This is a genomic window from Paenibacillus sp. FSL H8-0457 (assembly GCF_038051935.1).
In the GTDB taxonomy this organism is placed as follows: Bacteria; Bacillota; Bacilli; order Paenibacillales; family Paenibacillaceae; genus Paenibacillus_AQ; species Paenibacillus_AQ lautus_A.
In genome coordinates this window covers 5,885,667-5,903,998 of record NZ_CP150293.1, presented here as the reverse complement: position 1 = coordinate 5,903,998, position 18,332 = coordinate 5,885,667, and the positions used below count along the sequence as shown (strand labels likewise).

The following is an 18,332-nucleotide window of genomic DNA, read 5'->3' as shown; positions in this document are numbered from 1 at the left end:
GAATCATCAGTTGTCGTTTTATACAAAGAAAACGTGGATGCTGCTGCCGATGGTGGCTCTGCTGATTGTGGCAACGTTATCTCTGTCGATTCCGGCAGGAAACGTCTACGCCGACGGAGCGAAGATTGGCATTCAATCCGAAATGGGCTACCAAGGCAAAATCAAACATGAGAAATGGAACCCGCTCAAACTCACCCTAACGAGCGACCGGGATATATCCGGCGATGTGGTCGTGCAGATTCAGAACTACAACGGCTTCGGGTATCAGACTTCTTATGTTCAGCAGGTGGACCTGCCGAAGGATACGCCGAAGGAAGTCGTGATCGGCATTCCGGGAGCCGTACTGAATAAAGACAATAACCAAATCCTTTTCTATGAAGGTTCTTATACGAAGGGGAAGCAGGTACCGTTTGCCACAGGCAAAAATTACGTGCAGGCTTCTCCGTATCAAGGCGCGCTCATGGCCGTCTTGTCCGATGATCCGGACACGATGAATTTCATGAACGTCCTGAACGGCAAAGGCAGCAGCGTGAACGTGTTCCCGCTTAAGGACGCAAGCATTCCTACGGATGCGATGCTGCTGAACGGGCTGGACGTCATCGTAATGAACAATTATGCATCCGATACGCTGTCTGAGCTTCAACAAAAGGCGATTACGGATTGGGTCAATGGCGGCGGCACCCTGGTTCTGGCCGGGGGCGCGGGGTATGCCAAAACGGCGGCGCCGTTTGCCGACATATCGCCGGTCGCTGCGAATGGCACCGCGACCGTGAATTCGCTGGATGAACTGGAGAAGCTTGGCGGGAAACCGCTGAAACTGGATGGGCCATTTACCATTTCTACGGCGAAAGCGGTGGAAGGCGCTCAAATCGGGATTGCCGCGGACGGACAACCTTTGTTTGCCTCGAAGGCTTACGGCCAGGGTAGCGTTCAATATGCCGCTTACGATCTGGCGATGGAGCCGGTAAGCTCTTGGGCAGGCCATCCGGACGCGTGGGCATCGGTACTGCGCAATAACCTGCCGATGATGAATTCGCAGAATGGCATGTATTACAATTCGCTCATGGACAATTTGAATTATGTTCTGGAGTATTTCCCGTCGCTGAAGATGCCTTCCTTCACGCTGCTGCTGTGGATGCTCATTATTTATGCGGTCGTCGTCGCACCGCTGCTCTACTATATATTGAAGAAGGCGGACAAGCGGGAATGGGCGTGGTTCTTGATTCCGATCATTGCCGTCATCGCGAGCGCTTCCGTCTATGCGGTCGGCTCGTCGGACAAGACGCGCGAGCTCGCGCATACCATCAATCTGATTGAACTAAATGGCCAGGGAGATGCGGTGAAATCGACCGCTTCTGCATTCTTCACGCCTCGAAGCGGGAACTATGCCTTGGAGTTTGGGGAGAATACGTATTTGAAAACGGGGCAGTCCCGGAACACGTTTGGAGGAACCGCCGAGAACAAAAGTTTTGTCCGGGTAGGTCAGGAGTCCACGACGCTGGAGCTTCGGGACATGTCCCAATGGTCGTTGGCCAAGGTATGGGTGGACCATCAGGGTACGGAGGAGATGGGACGTCTTGCCATGGATTTAAAGCTGGATGCCAAAGGGGGATTAAACGGTAAGATCACCAATGACACCATTAACGATTTAACCGAGGTGGTGCTGGTTGTCGGAGGCAGTGCCTATAAGCTGGGAGATATCAAGAAGGGCGAGGCGGCTGCCATTCCTCAGGACCCGAAACAAATCATCAAATTTACGGGCGGTGACTTGTCCGGGATGCTGTACCCATACTCGCAGAATGATCTGAAACAGCGGGAGCGCGACATTTTGTCCAACTACGGATACTCGAAGGGAATGGTCAACAAGGATGCTTACATTCTGGGATGGAGCAAAGACCATTTGACGAATTATACGCTGAAAGGCGCCGAGGTGGACAGCGATCAGCTCAATTTCTGGATACAGCCGGTGGAAATGGATTGGGGACTGAACGGGGAAATCAACATTCCTTACGGCTTCCTGTCTCCGGAGATATCGCAGGTGAATTCGCCGATGTTCGGGGTTTATCCGCATGGGGTTGAAATGGGACAAGGCAATCTGATCGCCGAATTCCCGCTCATATCCGAAGGCCAAGTGAAGTATTCCGAATTGTCCATCAAAGGCACCAAATTCAACAACAACGTCACGATGGAGATCTGGAACTCGAAGAAGAGCGAATGGGAGCCTGTTACAGACGCGAACAATGTGCATACCATTAACCAGAATCCGGAGCAGTATATCGTGGGGAATCGCATCCGATTCATGATCACCGCCAAGGATCAGACCAACTTTATGATGCCGGAGCTGTCTGTGAAAGGGGAGGCCACTCAATGATCGAGATTAGAAATCTGAGCAAAAGATACGGAGCGTTCCATGCGCTGAAAGATATCAGTCTTCATATCGAAAAAGGGACGGTATTCGGATTTGTCGGTCCTAACGGAGCAGGCAAATCCACGACGATGTCCATATTGGCTACCCTGATGCTTCCTACCTCGGGCGTTGCCAAGGTCGGCGGCTATGACGTGACCCAGCATCCCAAAGAGGTCCGCAAGCGGATCGGTTATATGCCCGATTTCTTCGGCGTGTACGATCAGCTGAAGTCTACAGAATATCTGCATTTCTACGGGGCAAGTTACGGCATCCCGCGCGCCGAGCGGGAGCAGCTCATTCCACAGCTGCTGGAGCTCGTCAACCTGAGCGACAAGGCGGATACGTACGTCGACAGTCTCTCGCGGGGGATGAAACAGCGTTTATGCTTGGCCCGGTGCCTGGTGCATGATCCGGAGGTATTGATCCTGGATGAGCCGGCCTCGGGGCTGGATCCGCGGGCGCGGATCGAGATGCGCGAAATATTGAAGGAACTGAAGCTCATGGGCAAGACCATCATCATTTCATCGCATATTTTGCCTGAGCTGGCCGAGATGGTGGATGAGATCGGGGTAATCGAGCACGGCGAGATGGTTGCCCAAGGCAAGGTAGCCGATATTCAGAGCCGCCTTCGCGTGAAAAAAGTCATTCATATTCGCACACTGGAGCGTGAAGAGGAGCTGGCTGAGAAACTGCGTGATGAACCATTCGTCACGTCGGTATTAACGGATAACACCGGCGTCCATGTTCATTACGGCGGGGATGACGCGCAGCAAAGCGCCCTGCTTCGGCAGGTGGTCTCCTGGGAAATTCCGATTGTCTCGTTTCAGGAAGCGCAGAGCAATCTGGAGGATGTATTCCTCGAAATTACCAAAGGAGGGCCCCGCGAATGAATTGGAGCAGAAAGCTGATCAACCCGGTCATCGACAAGGAATTCCGGCTGCGGATGCGTTCTACGCGTTCCATGCTGTCGGTGTTGTTTTATGTATTGGCGCTAGGCGCCATAGCCATGGGCTTCATTTATCTCTTCTTATATTTGGGACAGCAGGGGCCTCAGCGATTCGATCCGCAGATGAGCCAGATGATGTTCTATGTCCTGAGTTTTGCCCAGCTTGTCCTTATCGCGTTCATGGCCCCTGCGCTTACGGCGGGCGTCATCAGCAGCGAGCGGGAGAAGCAAACGCTGAGCATGCTGCTGACGACGCAGCAGAGCTCGGCTACGATCGTGCTGAGCAAGCTGGTATCGGCACTCAGCTTCATGACGCTGATCGTGCTGGCTACGCTGCCGGTCTACAGCATTGTGTTCCTGTACGGCGGGATTTCGCCGAAGCAGCTGGTTTCCGTGTTTGCCTTTTATTTATTCGTGATGCTGCTGCTCGGTTCGCTCGGCGTGATGTTTTCCACATTATTCAAAAGAACCATCGTCGCGATTATCGTCACTTATGGGGCCGGACTGATCATATTCCTTGTTACAGGTCTGCTGTACCTGTTCTTAATGGGTATCGAACAGCGGAATATGTATCAAAGCGGGCAGCCGATCGTACCGGGCACCTATTCTTGGGTCGGTTATGTGCTGGGCCTGAACCCGGCCGGGGCGATGATGAGTTTGTTCAACCCGTCTTTTTCAGGGGACGCGTTCTTGCTGCGCGGCGGAAGCCTGAACAGCAAAGCTCCGATCGAATTGTGGCTGGAATTTTTCATCGTGTATTCGGTGGTGATCGTTCTTGCCCTGTGGGTTGCCGTACGGAATATCCGTCCTGTCGCAAGGCGCAAACGCAAGGATAAGAACGAAACCCAGCTGCCGCAGGAGCCGGAAACGGCCGGGAACGAAGCGTAACATCATGCAAGGAGTACGGTAAGGAGGGAGAGCAATGGACAACATCATGCGTTTTATCGAAGCCGCAAGACGGCGGCTGCAGCGGTTCCGCGTCATCACGTATGCGTTATACGGGCTTATGGCAGGGTTGGCCGTGCTGCTGCTGCTCCTGGTGCTTGGGAGATTCGTGCCTATAGCCTGGCTTCCCGTCGCATCCGTGGCCGTTCCCGTGGGGGCGGGCTTCATAGGCTTGTTATGGGGTTGGCTGCATCGGGTGCCGATCGAAGAAGCGGCTTCAGCGATGGACCATGTTCCGGACGGAGCGGAGCGAAGCGATATGATGGTGACGGCGCTGTCGTTCAAGGAGGAAGAATCGTTGGCCGCCAAATGGCAGCGCGAGCAGGCGGAGCGTTACGGTGCGCGTTTTGCGGAACGGCTGCCGGAGCGTCTGCCTTCCCCTAGCCGAAAAAAACAGCTTCTGATCTGCGGTGCCTCGCTTGCTGCCGTACTCATCCTGGTGTTCGTTCCGAACCCGATGGATAAGAAGGTGGAGGCTGCCAAAGAGGCGCAGAGCTGGATGAAGGAGCAGGCAGCCAAAACCGAACAGCTGGCGGAGGAGCTCCAGAAGGAAACGCTGGATCCTGCCGATCGAAAAAAGCTTCAGGAAAAGCTGGATGAACTGAAAAAAGCGCTGGAGCAGGAGAAGCATCCCGAGCAAGCGCTGGAGAAGCTGGAAGAAGCCATGAAAGAGCTGGAGAAACTGGCGAAACAGCAGGAGGAAAAAGCAAAGGCGCTGTCGGAGCTGGCTAAGCAAATGCAGCAGGAGAAGGCGCTGTCCCAGGTGGGGAAAAAGCTTGCCGAGGGCATGGCCGATGAACTGAAGCAGGAAATGAAGAAACTCACCGAGCAGGTGAAGAAGATGTCCCAGGAAGAGAAGAACGAGCTGTCCGATGCTTTGAAAAAGCTGGCTGAGGAAGCTGCCAAGCAGATGGAAGACGGCAAGCTGGAGCAGGAGCTCCAGAATGCGGCCGATGCGCTGAAGGAGGGCAAGCTGCCGAAGGAGCTGGAAGAAGCGCTCCAGCAGCTGGCCGAGGAGCTGGCGAAAGCAGCGCAAGCCAAAGCCGCGTCGGACAGCCAGTCGCAGTCCGCGTCCTCGCTGGCGTCCTCCCTTGCTTCGCAAGGATTGAGCTTGGCCGATCAGATGGCGGCTGCAGGGATGTCGGTATCCGATGCCTGGAGTAACGGCGGCAGTGCCGAGGCGTTGGCTCAGGCCGGCTCCGGTGCAGGCTCGGGCGAACAAGGAGAGGGCTCGGAGGGAGCCCCAGGTGAAGGCGGCTCCGGTATAGGCCAAGGTCAAGGCCAAGGTCAAGGCTCCGGCACAGGCAGCGGCTCCGGATCGGGAAGCGGTTCGGGCTCAGGAGCAGGTTCCGGCTCGGGCGGCAGCGGCGGATCGGGAAGCGGCACAGGCAGCGGAGCCGGTCTTGGCTCAGGCGGCCGTGAGCTCGTCACCATCCCTAGGGATTATAAGGGCAGCGGCAATGTGCAGAACGATTCCGGCGAGATCAAAGGCAGCGGCGGAGATATACAGAAGGGCGGCGTATCGCCGACGGTTCCCGGCATGTCCAGGCCTTATGAGGAAGTGTACCGCGATTATGAGACCGAAGCGCGCAAAACGTTAGACCGCAATCAGCTGCCGGACCAGATGCAAGGGTTGGTTGAGGAATATTTCATACAGATCAATCCGAACCCGTAAGGGATCGAAGAGCCGAGCACCGAAGCTAGAATGAGAACTTGAACTTTACCAAGAAGATGGAGGTTTCGTCCATGTCGGATATTGCAGTGAGACCACAGGAATGGATGGAGAAAATATCAGGCCTGCGCGAACATATCGGCAAGGTGATTGTCGGACAGCAGGATGTTGTGGAGCAGATGCTTTGGTGTATCTTTGCGGGGGGCCATGCCCTCCTGGAAGGGATTCCGGGTCTCGGCAAAACGATGCTCGTCCGCACCGTGTCGGAGGCGTTGGACCTGTCCTTTTCCCGCATACAGTTTACGCCGGATTTGATGCCGAGCGATATAACGGGCACCAATATCCTGTCGTTCGGGCAGCACGGGGACACCGGGATGACCTTTCAAAAGGGTCCGCTGTTCAGCAGCATCGTGCTGGCCGATGAGATTAACCGGGCCACGCCCAAAACCCAGAGCGCCTTGCTGGAGGCGATGCAGGAGAAGACCGTCACCGTGGGGGGCGTAACCCATCAGCTGCCAAAGCCTTTCTTCGTTCTGGCCACGCAAAATCCCTTGGAGAACGAGGGGACGTATCCATTGCCGGAGGCCCAGCTTGACCGCTTTCTATTGAAGATCGAAGTATCTTATCCCACCGCGGACGAATTGAAGGAAATCGTGAAGCGGACGACGTCCTCACACGAATTCCAGGTGGAACGGCAAATGACCGGGGACGAGCTGCTGGAAATCCAGCGCGGGGCGAAGGAAGTGCTGGTCGCCGAAGAGATTCTGGATTATGCGGTTCGTCTGCTGATGATGACGCATCCGGAGGAGGCGGCCGCACCGGAGGCTGTCCGTAAATACGTCCAGTTCGGTTCCGGACCGCGCGGCATTCAGTCCATCATCTCGGTAAGCAAAGTCCGGGCCTTGTGCAGCGGGCGGATGCATGTATCCACGGGCGATATTCGCGCCGTGGCTTTATCAGCGCTGCGACACCGCTTGTTCCTGAATTTCGAGGGGCAGGCGCTCGGCATTACCACGGACCATGTCATTCGGGAGGTTCTGCAAGCGCTGGAGGCATCCGCGTGAGCGGGGGCGCGCACCTGCTTCCTCCGGAATGGCTCCCCCGTCTGGAGCGCTTGAGCTTGGATGCCAAACGCCGGGTCGCCGGAACGCTGCAGGGAAAGAGACGATCCCGCCGGCTCGGCTCGTCCCTCGAATTCGCCGATTACCGCGTGTATTCCCCCGGGGATGATGTCCGCAGGTTTGACTGGGGCGTTTATTCCCGTACGGGAAAAGCCTTCGTTCGTCAATTCATGGACGAGCAGGAGCTGACCGTGAGCCTGTTAGTGGATTGCTCCGCATCGATGGGGGCCGTCATGTCATCGCCTACGGAACCAAGCACCGCCGATCCGGAGGGAACGAAGGGCAGCCCTAAATGGCTGCTAGCGCGTCAACTCGCCGCAAGCATCGGCTACATGGCGTTGTCGTCTTACGACAGGCTGCAGGTTGCCTGTTACAGCCGTTCGATTAACGCCCGTCTTCCGATCATGAGAGGAAAGGGCTCGGCTCATCGCCTGTTTTCGTTCCTGCAAGGGGCAGAAACGGGAGGCGAGGGCAGCTTGGGCGCAGCGCTTGCGGTTCCTGGCGCACTGCCCCGGCAGCCGGGAATGACCTGGGTGTTCTCCGATTTTTGGCTGGAGGGCGGCGAGGAGGAATTGTTCAGGTCGCTTTCCCTTTTGTCCGGTACCGGACAGGAAGTGGTGCTGGTGCATGTATTGTCGCGGGAGGAGCTGGAGCCTAAATTATCCGGCGATCTGCGGCTGGTGGACAGCGAAACGATGAGCGGCAAGGAAGTGGCGCTGACGGGCAAAGTGCTGGATGCTTACAAGGAGGAGCTGGAGCGATACCGGACGATGCTGTCCCGCGTATGCGCGGAACGGGGCATGTCTTACGTGCTCATTCCGGCGGATATGCCGCTTACGGACGCGATGTTCGGGGTGCTTGCGGGAGCTGGTCTGGTTACTGGATAGAGCGGGACCTCCTATAGAGGTGCTGTCCATGCATCTGCAGGATTCCTCATGCTTTCGGAGGTTTGGCGACAGGAAACAGAGATGATACACAAGCGATTGCTTAACAGGCTTCACCAGGACCTGTCTGCGATCTCAAGAAACGAACAAGTTGAAATCTTGTTCGAAAAATAGGAAGAGATGGATAGGCCTTCATCCGATGCTCGGGGAAAGTACAGGCATGTCTCGTTAGTCAGGGTCCATGGGAGTAAGGAGGGGACACGTTGGGGATTCAATCTTGGCTGAGTCTATGGTTCGGTTTAACGCTGCCGGCCATCGTGCTCATGTATATGTTCAAGCGGAAATATGTGGATACAACCGTTCCCAGCCACTTGCTGTGGGAGCGGGTGCTCCGGAACCTGGAGGCCAACAGGCCGTGGCAGAAGCTGCAGAACCGGCTTCTGCTGTGGCTCCAGCTGCTTGCTGCGGCATTGATGGTCTTCGCACTGATGCAGCCCTTTATGCAGGTGTCCGGCGGAGGCAGCGCCCATGTGGTCATCGTTGCCGATACCTCGGGCAGCATGAGCGCGCAGATGCAGCCGTCCGCTGAAGGCGGAGCCGCAACCAGGCTGGAGCTGATGCAGCAACGAATTAAGGAATATGTGAAGGACCGAGGGAGACGGAGCGAGATCACCCTGCTGTCCGTAGGAGCAAGTCCCATGACGCTTGTATCCCATGAAAGCGACCGTGCCGCCATCGATAAGGCCGTGGATGGTTTACGTCCCTATTACGGACAGGCGTCCTACAGGGAAACCTTATCGCTCGCTTCGGCGCTGACGCGGGAAGAGCATGATGCAGAGGTCGTTATTTTTACGGACAGCTACTGGAAGCCGGACACGGCCCCCATAGCGTTTCAGGTTCCGGTTTCCGTTGAGAAGGTGCAGGGCGAGCTCCCGCATAACGTGTCCATTGATCAATTCGGCATTTCACCTAGAGATAATGCGGATTCATCTTATGCGGCGGTCGCCGTCCTCAGCACGAATGCCGAGACATCCGTATCGGCCGAAGTAAATCTTTACGGAGATGAACAGCTGCTGACCAGCAGGATGCTTGAATTGGAGCCGGGGAAGAGATTAACCGAATCCTTTACCGATCTGCCGTTTGCTGAAGTGTACCGACTTGAGTTATCTCAGGATGACGGGTATACGGCAGACAATCATTCCTTTGCGTTCGGTTTGGGTCACGGATCTTCGCGCGTCCTGCTGCTGACTTCAGGCAATCTGTTCTTGGAGAAGGCGCTTCAGCTGAGCGGTGCCGAAGTCACCCGGGTAGCTTTGGACGAATCCAAAGCTAAGACCGCCGAGAACAACGGCAGTGCGGATAAGGAGGCGGGTAAGGGCAGGGCAGCTGCGGATGTGCCGCCCGTGCCCGAAGGCGAATTTGATCTGTTTGTCGTCGACGGGAAATTGCCGGAGGGATTCCGGCAAGGGAAGTGGGCGGGTCTGATGGCCAAGACTCCGTTATGGACGATTGGCGGAGAAGGTGACAAAGTCGGCAACCAAGGAGGACGCGCCGTGCTTGCCAAGCATCCGGTGACTGCCTATGTCACCTTGTCCGGGGTCTATTTCGGTACGCTGGTGGATCAGGCCCCTGCTTGGGGGGAACCCGTCATCAAGCTGGGGGATCAACCGATCGTATATGCGGGAAGCGAAAACGGGCGGCCTCGATTATCCTTCAATTTCCTGCTTCAGGATAGCGACCTTCCGTTATCGCCGGAATTTCCGGTCATGGTCAGCAATGCGCTGGAGTGGATGACCTCAGGCAAGGGAAGCGGGCTTGGCCGATATATGGCCGGCGCGCAAGCGGATATTCCGATTGCAGCGGATACGGTAGCGGCCAAATGGATCCCCAAGAGCGGTCTTGCTCTGGCTGACGGCCTCCCTGCTGCGGATGTCCTGAGGAATGAGCAAGGGATATCGCCGGTACAGCTCGTGCCGGAATATCCGGGGCTGTACGCTTTTGAACAGCAGAATGAAGCGGGCGAGAAGCTTAATTATTGGCTTGCTGTAACTGCAGACCCGTACGAGGCGGATTGGAGCAACGATCAAGGCCCGGCGGTAAGTCAAGCGGCAACGAACGCGGGTGAGTCTGAAGCGGGAGCTGATTCCGGCACATCCGGGAGTAACGAAACGACGAACCGTGCCGGCTCGTTAATGCCATGGCTGGCCGCTTTGGCACTGGCTGTGATCGCAGCGGAATGGGGGGTGTACCAGCGTGGGCGTTCAATTTAGCCAACCATGGTTGTTGCTGCTGCTGATTCCGGCAGGTTTATTTCTCTACTATGCCTACAAATCGGATTTCCGATTAAGCGGTTTTCGCAAAAAACTGGCCTTATTCTTTAGAACCTGCGTCATTCTATTATTAATCCTTATGATTTCGGGTTTGCATGGCTTTACCGTTCTCAGGGATAAACAGGTCGTGTATCTGGCTGACCGTTCCGACAGCATGGGGGATTCGGCCCGGATCACGAGCTGGATCAACGATTCCCTTGCGGCAAAAGGCGAGAAGGATGGCACCGCCGTTGTTTCTACGGGTCTTGAAGGCGCCGTGGAACGGCGTCTATCCCCTGCGGAGCATGCGGGCGCTTCCTTGAACGCGCTCCTGGAGCAGCGGTTTACCGGGCTGGAATCCGGTCTTCAGCTGGCCGGCAGCCTGTTCGAGGGCAGGAGCGATTCCCGAATCGTGTTGATCTCCGACGGGGAGGAGAATGTGGGCAGCATGGCGGCGGCGGGAAGGCTGCTGAAGGATCGGGGGATAGCCGTTGACGTGCTTCCGACTCCGAAGCAGGCCGTCCAGGATGCTGCCGTGGAGGAGCTGAAGGTTCCGGACAAGCTGTATCAGGCGGAGTCGTTCTATGTGGAGGTCATGGTTCGCAGCACGTTCAAGACCTCCGGCGAACTGCGCATTTACGAGGATAGCCGCGAGATCGGCCGGGAACGCGTGGATGTAACACCAGGCGAGAACCGGTACGCCGTGAAGGGCCTGGCCAAGAACCCGGGACTCCACCGTTACCGTGCCGAAATCTTCATGGACGGAGATGAAGCCTCGGCCAATAATGCAGCGTTCGATTTCACCCGGGTGGAAGGTCCGCCGAACGTGCTGATCGTGGAAGGAACCCCTGGAACGTCGGGGAATATCACGGCAGCCCTTCAGTCCGGCATGATCGGCACCGAGGTGATTCCGCCGGAGCTGCTCCCGCTGGAAGCGGCCAAGTATGCCGTGTACGACAGCATTATCTTTAATAACGTTTCGGGCAGTGACGTCGGCGGCAAACAGATGGAGCTGATCGAGCAGGCGGTCCGAAGCTTCGGCATCGGGTTTATGATGGCGGGCGGCGAGGACAGCTTCGGGATGGGAGGATATTTTAAAACCCCGATCGAAAAGGCGCTGCCGGTCTCGATGGAGCTGGAAGGCAAGCGGGAGATTCCATCGCTTGGCCTCATACTGGTCATCGACCGTTCGGGCAGCATGGACGGCAACAAGATCGAATTGGCCAAAGAATCGGCCATGCGCACGGTGGAGCTGATGAGAGCCAAGGACACGGTCGGCGTCGTCGCCTTTGACGATCAGCCGTGGTGGGTCGTACCGCCGCAGAAGCTCGGTGATAAGGAAGAGGTGCTAAGCAGCATCCAGTCGATTCCGAGTGCCGGAGGGACCAACATCTATCCTGCCGTTTCCTCGGCGCTGGAGGAAATGCTGAAGATTGACGCCCAGCGCAGGCATATCATTCTCATGACCGACGGTCAGTCCGCGATGAATTCCGGATATCAGGATCTGACCGATACGATGGTGGAGAACAAAATCACGATGTCTTCCGTGGCGGTCGGGATGGATGCGGACACCAACCTGCTTCAATCCTTGGCGGATGCGGCCAAGGGCCGTTATTATTTCGTTGAGGATGAAACCACGCTGCCGGCCGTATTCAGCCGGGAGGCCGTGATGCTGGCCAAATCCTATATCGTGGATAAACCCTTTGTCCCGGCCGTTCAGAACCCGGGCGATTGGGCGAGTTTGTTCCAGCAGGGCGTTCCGGGGCTCTATGGTTATGTCGCGGCAACGCCGAAGTCTTCCGCCCAGACGGTTCTGTCCAGTCCGGAGCCGGACCCGATCCTGTCGCGATGGCAGTACGGATCCGGCCGGACGGTGGCATGGACGAGCGATTTAAGCGGGAAGTGGTCCAAGGAGTGGGTGTCGTGGTCCGGGTTCGCCGATACGTTGACCGAAATCGTGAAGTGGACGTTCCCGCAGTTTACGTCGTCGCCCTATGAAGTCACTACCGAGACGGCCGGCAACCAGGTGAAGCTGCAGGTCATCGCCAATGGGGAGAATCCGCCGGAAAAACTGAATGCGGTGATCGGGGATGACGAGGCCGGCGAGCAGACGGTGGAGCTCATTCAGGAGGCGCCGGGCCGTTATACCGGACTCGTCAACGTCTCCAAGCCGGGAGCCTTCCTCATGTCCCTTGAGGACGCGAGCGGGGAAGAGCCGCTGCAAGCTGCGCCGGGCACCGGCTTCGTTGTGCCGTATTCGCCGGAATACCGGCTATCTTCCGGCAGCGGCGAGGAAGCGATGAAACGGCTGGCCGAAGCGACCGGGGGCCGCGTGTTATCCTGGGATGACCCGGCCGAAGTGTTCGACCGGGAGGCGACCTCGCGGATGCAGCTCCATGATTGGAGCTACCCGCTGCTGGCGGCGGCCCTGCTGCTGTGGGTCGCCGACATCGCCGTGCGGCGCCTGGCTCTGCCATGGGGCGCCATCGGCGCACGGATGGCCGCCCTGCTCCGCAGGCGGCCGGCCCCTGCCAGAGAGGCCGCGCCTGACGCCGGCCTCGAGCGGCTGGCGGCGCGCAAAGCCCGCGCCGCCCAGTTCTACGGCGGCAGCTCCGCGATGCCGCCGCCGAAGGCCCCGCCCGCGCGCGAGCGCAGCGGCGCGGGCCACGGTGCCGGGGGCGGAAGCCCTGCCCCGGCACCCGGCGCAGCTCCGGCAGGGGGCCGCAAGGCCCCGCCGGAGGCGCGCGAGTCGCAGCGGGCGAATTCCCCGCTGCGGGAGGAGCGGCCGGCGCAGGCGAAGCCGGCCGCAAGCCAGGGCGCGCGCAAGGGAAGCGCGCCCACGCCGCCACCCCCGCCGCCGAAGGCGCAGGGGGACGGCAGCGGCCGGCCCGGGGAGACCGGGCCGGCTCCGGAAGGAGGCTCCTCCATGGATCGCCTCCTCAAAGCCAAAAAACGCGGCACGCGTTGATGTGCCGCTGCAAGCTTCGGTCCGGCTGTCGATCTGCAGCTTAGGCCGAAGCTTTTTCTTTGCCCGAATGCAGTAACTTTTTCCATGCCGCCGATGTCCCCTAAATCGTTTAACGGATGTCGAATCCGGTTATAACCGGACTAATAAGGGAAATAATGCAAGAGGGATGTCGGCAGCCCTGACGACTTTTACACAACATTGACAATTACGTTATGGAAATGAAAGACGTGTGGTGATACAATAAGAGTCAAAATGATATTCTCAACATTCCTAACTGCTCTGATACCAAGCGAATCGGGGCTGGAGGGACGTAAGAAGCCTTCATTTTCGAAGCTTACTATGGAAAAGATTTGAGGAGGACGAATCATGACAACTGAACATAACCAAACGATCGACAACCTGTCCATCGCAACGATCCGGACATTGGCGATCGACGCGATCGAAAAAGCCAACTCCGGTCATCCGGGCATGCCGATGGGATCCGCGCCTATGGGCTACCAGCTGTTCGCGAAGACGATGAATCATAACCCGGACCAGCCGGCGTGGATTAACCGCGACCGTTTCGTCTTGTCTGCAGGACATGGCTCCATGCTGCTCTACAGTCTGCTCCACCTGAGCGGCTATGACTTGTCTATTGAGGACCTGAAACAGTTCCGCCAATGGGGAAGCAAAACCCCGGGGCACCCGGAATTCGGCCATACGGCCGGCGTTGATGCAACGACAGGTCCGCTCGGACAAGGCGTGGCCATGGCCGTAGGTATGGCAATGGCTGAGGCTCACTTGGGCGCGACTTACAATAAAGACGGTTTCAACGTGGTGGATCACTATACGTACGCGATCTGCGGCGACGGCGACATGATGGAGGGCGTGGCTTCCGAGGCGGCTTCCCTGGCAGGTCACCTAAAGCTTGGCAAATTGATCATGCTGTACGATTCCAACGATATCTCCCTTGACGGCGAGCTGAACCTGGCCTTCTCCGAGAACGTGGCGAAGCGTTTTGAAGCATATGGCTGGCAAGTGCTGCGCGTAGAAGACGGCAACGATCTGCCTGCGATCGAGAAAGCGATCGAGGAAGCGAAAGGCGATTCGAACCGCCCGACGCTGATCGAAGTGAAAACGGTCATCGGTTACGGCAGCCCGAACAAACAAGGCAAAGGCGGCCATGGCGGTACGCACGGTTCTCCGCTCGGAGCCGACGAAGCGAAGCTGACCAAGGAATTCTATAAATGGGTATATGAAGAGGACTTCTACGTGCCGGAGGAAGTGCGCGAGCATTTCGGCAAAGTGAAAGAACGCGGCATTGCTGCGTATCAAGCGTGGGTGGATCAGTTCGCGAAATACAAAGAGGCTTACCCAGAGCTGGCTGCGCAATTCGAGCGCGGCGAATCCGGCAAATTGGCTGAAGGATGGGACAAAGACCTTCCGAAATACAGCGCGGACGACAAAGCGGTTTCCACTCGCGTGGCTTCCGGTAAAGCGCTGAACGGTTTGACGGCAGGCGTACCGCAGCTGCTTGGCGGATCGGCTGACCTGGAAAGCTCCACCATGACTCACTTGAACGACCTGGCATCTTTCACCGCGGAGAGCTATGAAGGCCGCAACGTGTATTATGGCGTTCGTGAATTTGCGATGGCTGGCGCGATGAACGGTATCGCTCTCCATGGCGGATTGAAAATTTTCGGCGGTACGTTCTTCGTATTTACCGATTATCTGCGTCCGGCCATTCGTCTGGCTGCGATCATGAAGCTGCCGGTTACGTATGTGCTGACACACGACAGCATCGCTGTCGGCGAAGACGGCCCTACGCATGAGCCGATCGAGCAATTGGCTTCCCTGCGCATCATTCCAGGCGTGACCGTTATCCGTCCGGCAGATGCGAACGAGACATCCGCTGCATGGGCTTATGCGGTTGAGAACACGGATCGTCCGGTAGCCTTGGTGCTGACTCGTCAAAATCTGCCGATCCTCGCAGGCACGGCGGACCATGCGCGTGAAGGCATCAAACGCGGAGCTTATGTGGTATCCGACGCAAAAGATGGAAACGTGCAGGCTCAAATCATTGCAACGGGTTCCGAGGTTCAGCTTGCCGTTAAAGCACAAGCGGCATTGGCTGAAGAAGGCATTGCCGTACGCGTCATCAGCATGCCGAGCTGGGATCTGTTCGACAGCCAGGATCAGGCTTACAAAGATTCCGTGCTGCTTCCTGACGTTAAAGCCCGCCTTGCCATTGAAATGGCTCATCCGTTCGGATGGGAACGTTACGTGGGCGACAAAGGGGACATTCTCGGCATCAACACGTTTGGCGCTTCCGCTCCTGGCGACCGCGTCATTGCCGAGTACGGATTTACCGTTGAGAACGTGGTTAGCCGCGTAAAAGGCTTGCTGTAACAACACCTTGATTTAACTCCATATTGATTTTCCGGCACCCGCATCATGCGGGTGCCGTCCATATATCAAGCCATACATATTTTGGAGGAGGAGAGTTGTCGATGTCTCAATTCAAGAATGCGACCGTCACGAAAGCAGCCAATGTGTACTATGAGGGGAAGGTAACCAGCCGCACGGTGCTGCTGGAGAATGGGGAGAAGGTCACGCTAGGCATCATGCTGCCGGGAAGCTATGAATTCGGCACGGATGGCCCTGAAATTATGGAAATCCTGTCCGGCGATTTGCGTGTTCTGCTGCCCGGGGAGCAAGAGTGGTTGGAGATTCAAGAGCCCGCGACCTTTAACGTGCCGGGCAATTCAAGCTTCAAGCTGGAAATCCGCACCGTGACGGATTATTGCTGCTCTTATCCGACGATGTAGCAGGACAAACGGCGCCTAAAGCAGTGAATATGCCAAAAAGGCTCAAAGCCGATGGCTCTGAGCCTTTACTGTCAATGCCGGATGTCAACGCAGGCCGTTAACGGCGGTTGATATAATGGACTTATTCCTCGGGGATCGTCACGATCTCGCCTTTATATCCGGGAGCCCGGTTGTCCAGCTCTACGTATCCTTCGCCCCATTCTTGGACGCGGTCGAGCAGGCGGTAGCTGGTGACGCCGGAAGGGTAGCGGAATACGAATTTGGCAAGGGTCCAATTGCCGGTATCCGGCTGTTTGCCGATCTCCGCTTTCAGCGCAGGCAGGAAGAACAGATCTTGGTTTGCCGGTGCCTTGGCGGAATAATCCAGCTTGCCCTGCCATTTCAGATATTTAACGCTGCCGCGGATTTCGAAATAGCTGGCGATATCGTTATCTACCAGGAAAAAGCGTTGGGATTGGCCTTTGGGAAAATAATAATCCACGCCCTGCATTTCCACGGGCAGCATGTCCAGCTCAGGTTTCTTCAATTCGGATGAATACGGAAGCTTGGCTGCAGCATTCCGGGCGGTGGCCAGATCGGAGCTCTTTAAGTCGGCGATGATATCGGGCTCTGCCTTATTGATATAAGCTGTTTTTAAAGAGCCGTTCCAATAGACGCTGGCATCGAAGGCTTGGGCAACGGCCCTTAGGGGAATCAAGGTTTTGCCGTTATGCAGCAGCGGGGCTGCAGGGAGCGCCTTCTTAACGCCGTTCACCTCCATGCTGGTGCTTCCGGCCGCGAGAATCATCGTTCGGTTATCGCCTTGAATGGTCACCTGTTTCTTCTGGTTGTCGTACTTCATGACGTAGTTGCCCAGAGGCTTGAGATCGGTAAGGGTAACAAAGGTGGTGCCCTGCCTGATCAGCACGTCGCCGCTTGCGGTTACGTTGTTAATGGTTGCGGATGGTTTAACTGCTGCAGAGGCTGGCAAACCGCCTATTGCAGGGGACAGAACAGCGGTTAGTACGACAGCGGCTGCCATTGCTTTTAATCGATTGGTCCATTTCATGTTGTAAATTCCTCCCTTTGCATAGTAGACGGAAGTGAAACGCAAAAAGTTTCTTGCCGAGAGGAAAATGATGGAATGGCCAAAAAAATAGCTCCTTCCTCCTAGTCCGGATGAACCGAAAACTAACGAGAAGGAGCCATTATAGATGCATGGCTTGTCTGATTATGGCTGCTGGCCGCCGATCTTCTGGCCGATCCAAGCCTCGTAGCACTTCACGACGGCGGAGAGATCCTCGTCGCCATAGCCTTCGCTGGCACCAGCTTGAAACAGGCTCTTGGCCAGGTTCAGCATGGGCGACGGCATCCCGATGCCATCGGTGAGCGAAGAGGCCAGCTTCAGGTCTTTGAGCATGAGCGCCAGCGAGAACTGGTTGCTGAAATCGCCTTCGATGATTTTGCGTCCCTTCAGCTCCGCCGCTTTGCTGCCGGCCGATCCCAGCTGCACGAGCTCCAGGAAGTTGTCTGCCGGTATGCCTGATTTCGCGGCGATGGCGAAGCCTTCGGCCAGTGCCAGGTTGTTAATGCCCACAATCGTATTGTGCGCGAGCTTGGCCACGGCGCCGCTTCCGTTAGGCCCCATGTGAATGACCTTTTTGCCCAAGGTGTCAAAAACGTCGGCTTGCGCTTCGATGACGGCGGCATCACCGCCAACCATGAAGACCAAGGTGCCATCAATCGCTGCAGGCTTGCTGCCGGTTACCGGGGCATCCAGGAAGGAAGCGCCGAGGCCGGAAACGGCGGAGGCAATTTCCTTAACCAGGCTTTCGGAGATCGTGCTGCAGTCAATGACGGTCATCCCGCTCGTCAGGGAGCCAAGCAGGCCGTTCTCTCCGTAGAATACATCCCGGATGGATTGGTCGTTGCTTACCATCGTAATGACAAGATCTTGCCCTTCGGCCGCTTCCCGAGGCGTCTCCGCGATGGAGGCTCCCTGTTCGGCGAGCGGACGGCATTTCTCGTGGGTGCGGTTATATACCGTCACATCGTAATCCTGCTTCAGCAGATTGGAGGCCATGGGAGCGCCCATGGTGCCCAGTCCGATAAACCCGATTTTTTTCATAGTCTATATCACCTTCGATTATGGATTCCTGATCCACTCTATCTTAGCACGGGTTCCCGAAACGAAGCCAGTCTTTGCAGGGAATGGAAGGGAGAAGGAGTCCCGCGCATGAAGAATAGATGACAGTTGGCCCGTGAAACTTGCGGTCTTTATTAAATTAAAGTAT

The 18,332-nt window shown here is 56.8% G+C and carries 12 protein-coding genes; 10 read left to right on the top strand and 2 right to left on the bottom strand.

Annotated features, from left to right (window positions below; all coding sequences use genetic code 11):
* Positions 1 to 10: 10 nt before the first annotated feature.
* From MHI43_RS26375 to MHI43_RS26330, 10 genes are all read left to right on the top strand, one after another.
* Positions 11 to 2,371: a hypothetical protein gene (locus MHI43_RS26375; protein ID WP_036666322.1), complete on the top strand. Its 2,361-nt coding sequence runs from the start codon at positions 11 to 13 to the stop codon at positions 2,369 to 2,371.
* Positions 2,368 to 3,297: an ABC transporter ATP-binding protein gene (locus tag MHI43_RS26370; RefSeq protein ID WP_015737216.1), complete on the top strand. Its 930-nt coding sequence runs from the start codon at positions 2,368 to 2,370 to the stop codon at positions 3,295 to 3,297. Before MHI43_RS26375 ends, MHI43_RS26370 begins: the two co-directional genes overlap by 4 nt.
* A complete protein-coding gene (locus MHI43_RS26365; protein WP_015737215.1) occupies positions 3,294 to 4,241 on the top strand; it encodes an ABC transporter permease in 948 nt (315 codons plus the stop codon). Before MHI43_RS26370 ends, MHI43_RS26365 begins: the two co-directional genes overlap by 4 nt.
* A 34-nt stretch (positions 4,242 to 4,275) precedes the next feature.
* Positions 4,276 to 5,973 carry a phage tail length tape measure protein gene (locus tag MHI43_RS26360; RefSeq protein ID WP_036666323.1) on the top strand — a complete coding sequence of 566 codons (1,698 nt, stop codon included), beginning with the start codon at positions 4,276 to 4,278 and terminating at the stop codon, positions 5,971 to 5,973.
* Positions 5,974 to 6,044: 71 nt separating this feature from the next.
* Positions 6,045 to 7,034, top strand: coding sequence for a MoxR family ATPase (locus MHI43_RS26355; RefSeq protein ID WP_015737213.1), 990 nt, complete (start codon positions 6,045 to 6,047; stop codon positions 7,032 to 7,034).
* Positions 7,031 to 7,978 carry a DUF58 domain-containing protein gene (locus tag MHI43_RS26350; protein WP_036666324.1) on the top strand — a complete coding sequence of 316 codons (948 nt, stop codon included), beginning with the start codon at positions 7,031 to 7,033 and terminating at the stop codon, positions 7,976 to 7,978. The genes MHI43_RS26355 and MHI43_RS26350 overlap by 4 nt, the downstream gene beginning before the upstream one ends.
* A 260-nt stretch (positions 7,979 to 8,238) precedes the next feature.
* Positions 8,239 to 10,245 (top strand): VWA domain-containing protein, encoded by a 2,007-nt coding sequence (locus tag MHI43_RS26345; protein ID WP_036666325.1) that lies wholly within the window; start codon positions 8,239 to 8,241, stop codon positions 10,243 to 10,245.
* Complete coding sequence (locus MHI43_RS26340) at positions 10,229 to 13,252, top strand: VWA domain-containing protein (protein ID WP_341283177.1); 3,024 nt, start codon at positions 10,229 to 10,231, stop codon at positions 13,250 to 13,252. Before MHI43_RS26345 ends, MHI43_RS26340 begins: the two co-directional genes overlap by 17 nt.
* 366 nt (positions 13,253 to 13,618) lie before the next feature.
* Positions 13,619 to 15,640 (top strand): transketolase, encoded by a 2,022-nt coding sequence (tkt, locus tag MHI43_RS26335; RefSeq protein WP_009589249.1) that lies wholly within the window; start codon positions 13,619 to 13,621, stop codon positions 15,638 to 15,640.
* Positions 15,641 to 15,741: 101 nt separating this feature from the next.
* Positions 15,742 to 16,059 carry a pyrimidine/purine nucleoside phosphorylase gene (locus MHI43_RS26330; RefSeq protein ID WP_015737208.1) on the top strand — a complete coding sequence of 106 codons (318 nt, stop codon included), beginning with the start codon at positions 15,742 to 15,744 and terminating at the stop codon, positions 16,057 to 16,059.
* Between the two features lie 121 nt (positions 16,060 to 16,180).
* Here MHI43_RS26330 and MHI43_RS26325 read toward each other — a convergent pair whose 3' ends face one another.
* Positions 16,181 to 17,107, bottom strand: coding sequence for a copper amine oxidase N-terminal domain-containing protein (locus MHI43_RS26325; RefSeq protein WP_036662781.1), 927 nt, complete (start codon positions 17,105 to 17,107; stop codon positions 16,181 to 16,183).
* Positions 17,108 to 17,269: 162 nt separating this feature from the next.
* Positions 17,270 to 18,166, bottom strand: coding sequence for an NAD(P)-dependent oxidoreductase (locus tag MHI43_RS26320; protein ID WP_015737205.1), 897 nt, complete (start codon positions 18,164 to 18,166; stop codon positions 17,270 to 17,272).
* Between the last annotated feature and the right edge of the window lie 166 nt (positions 18,167 to 18,332).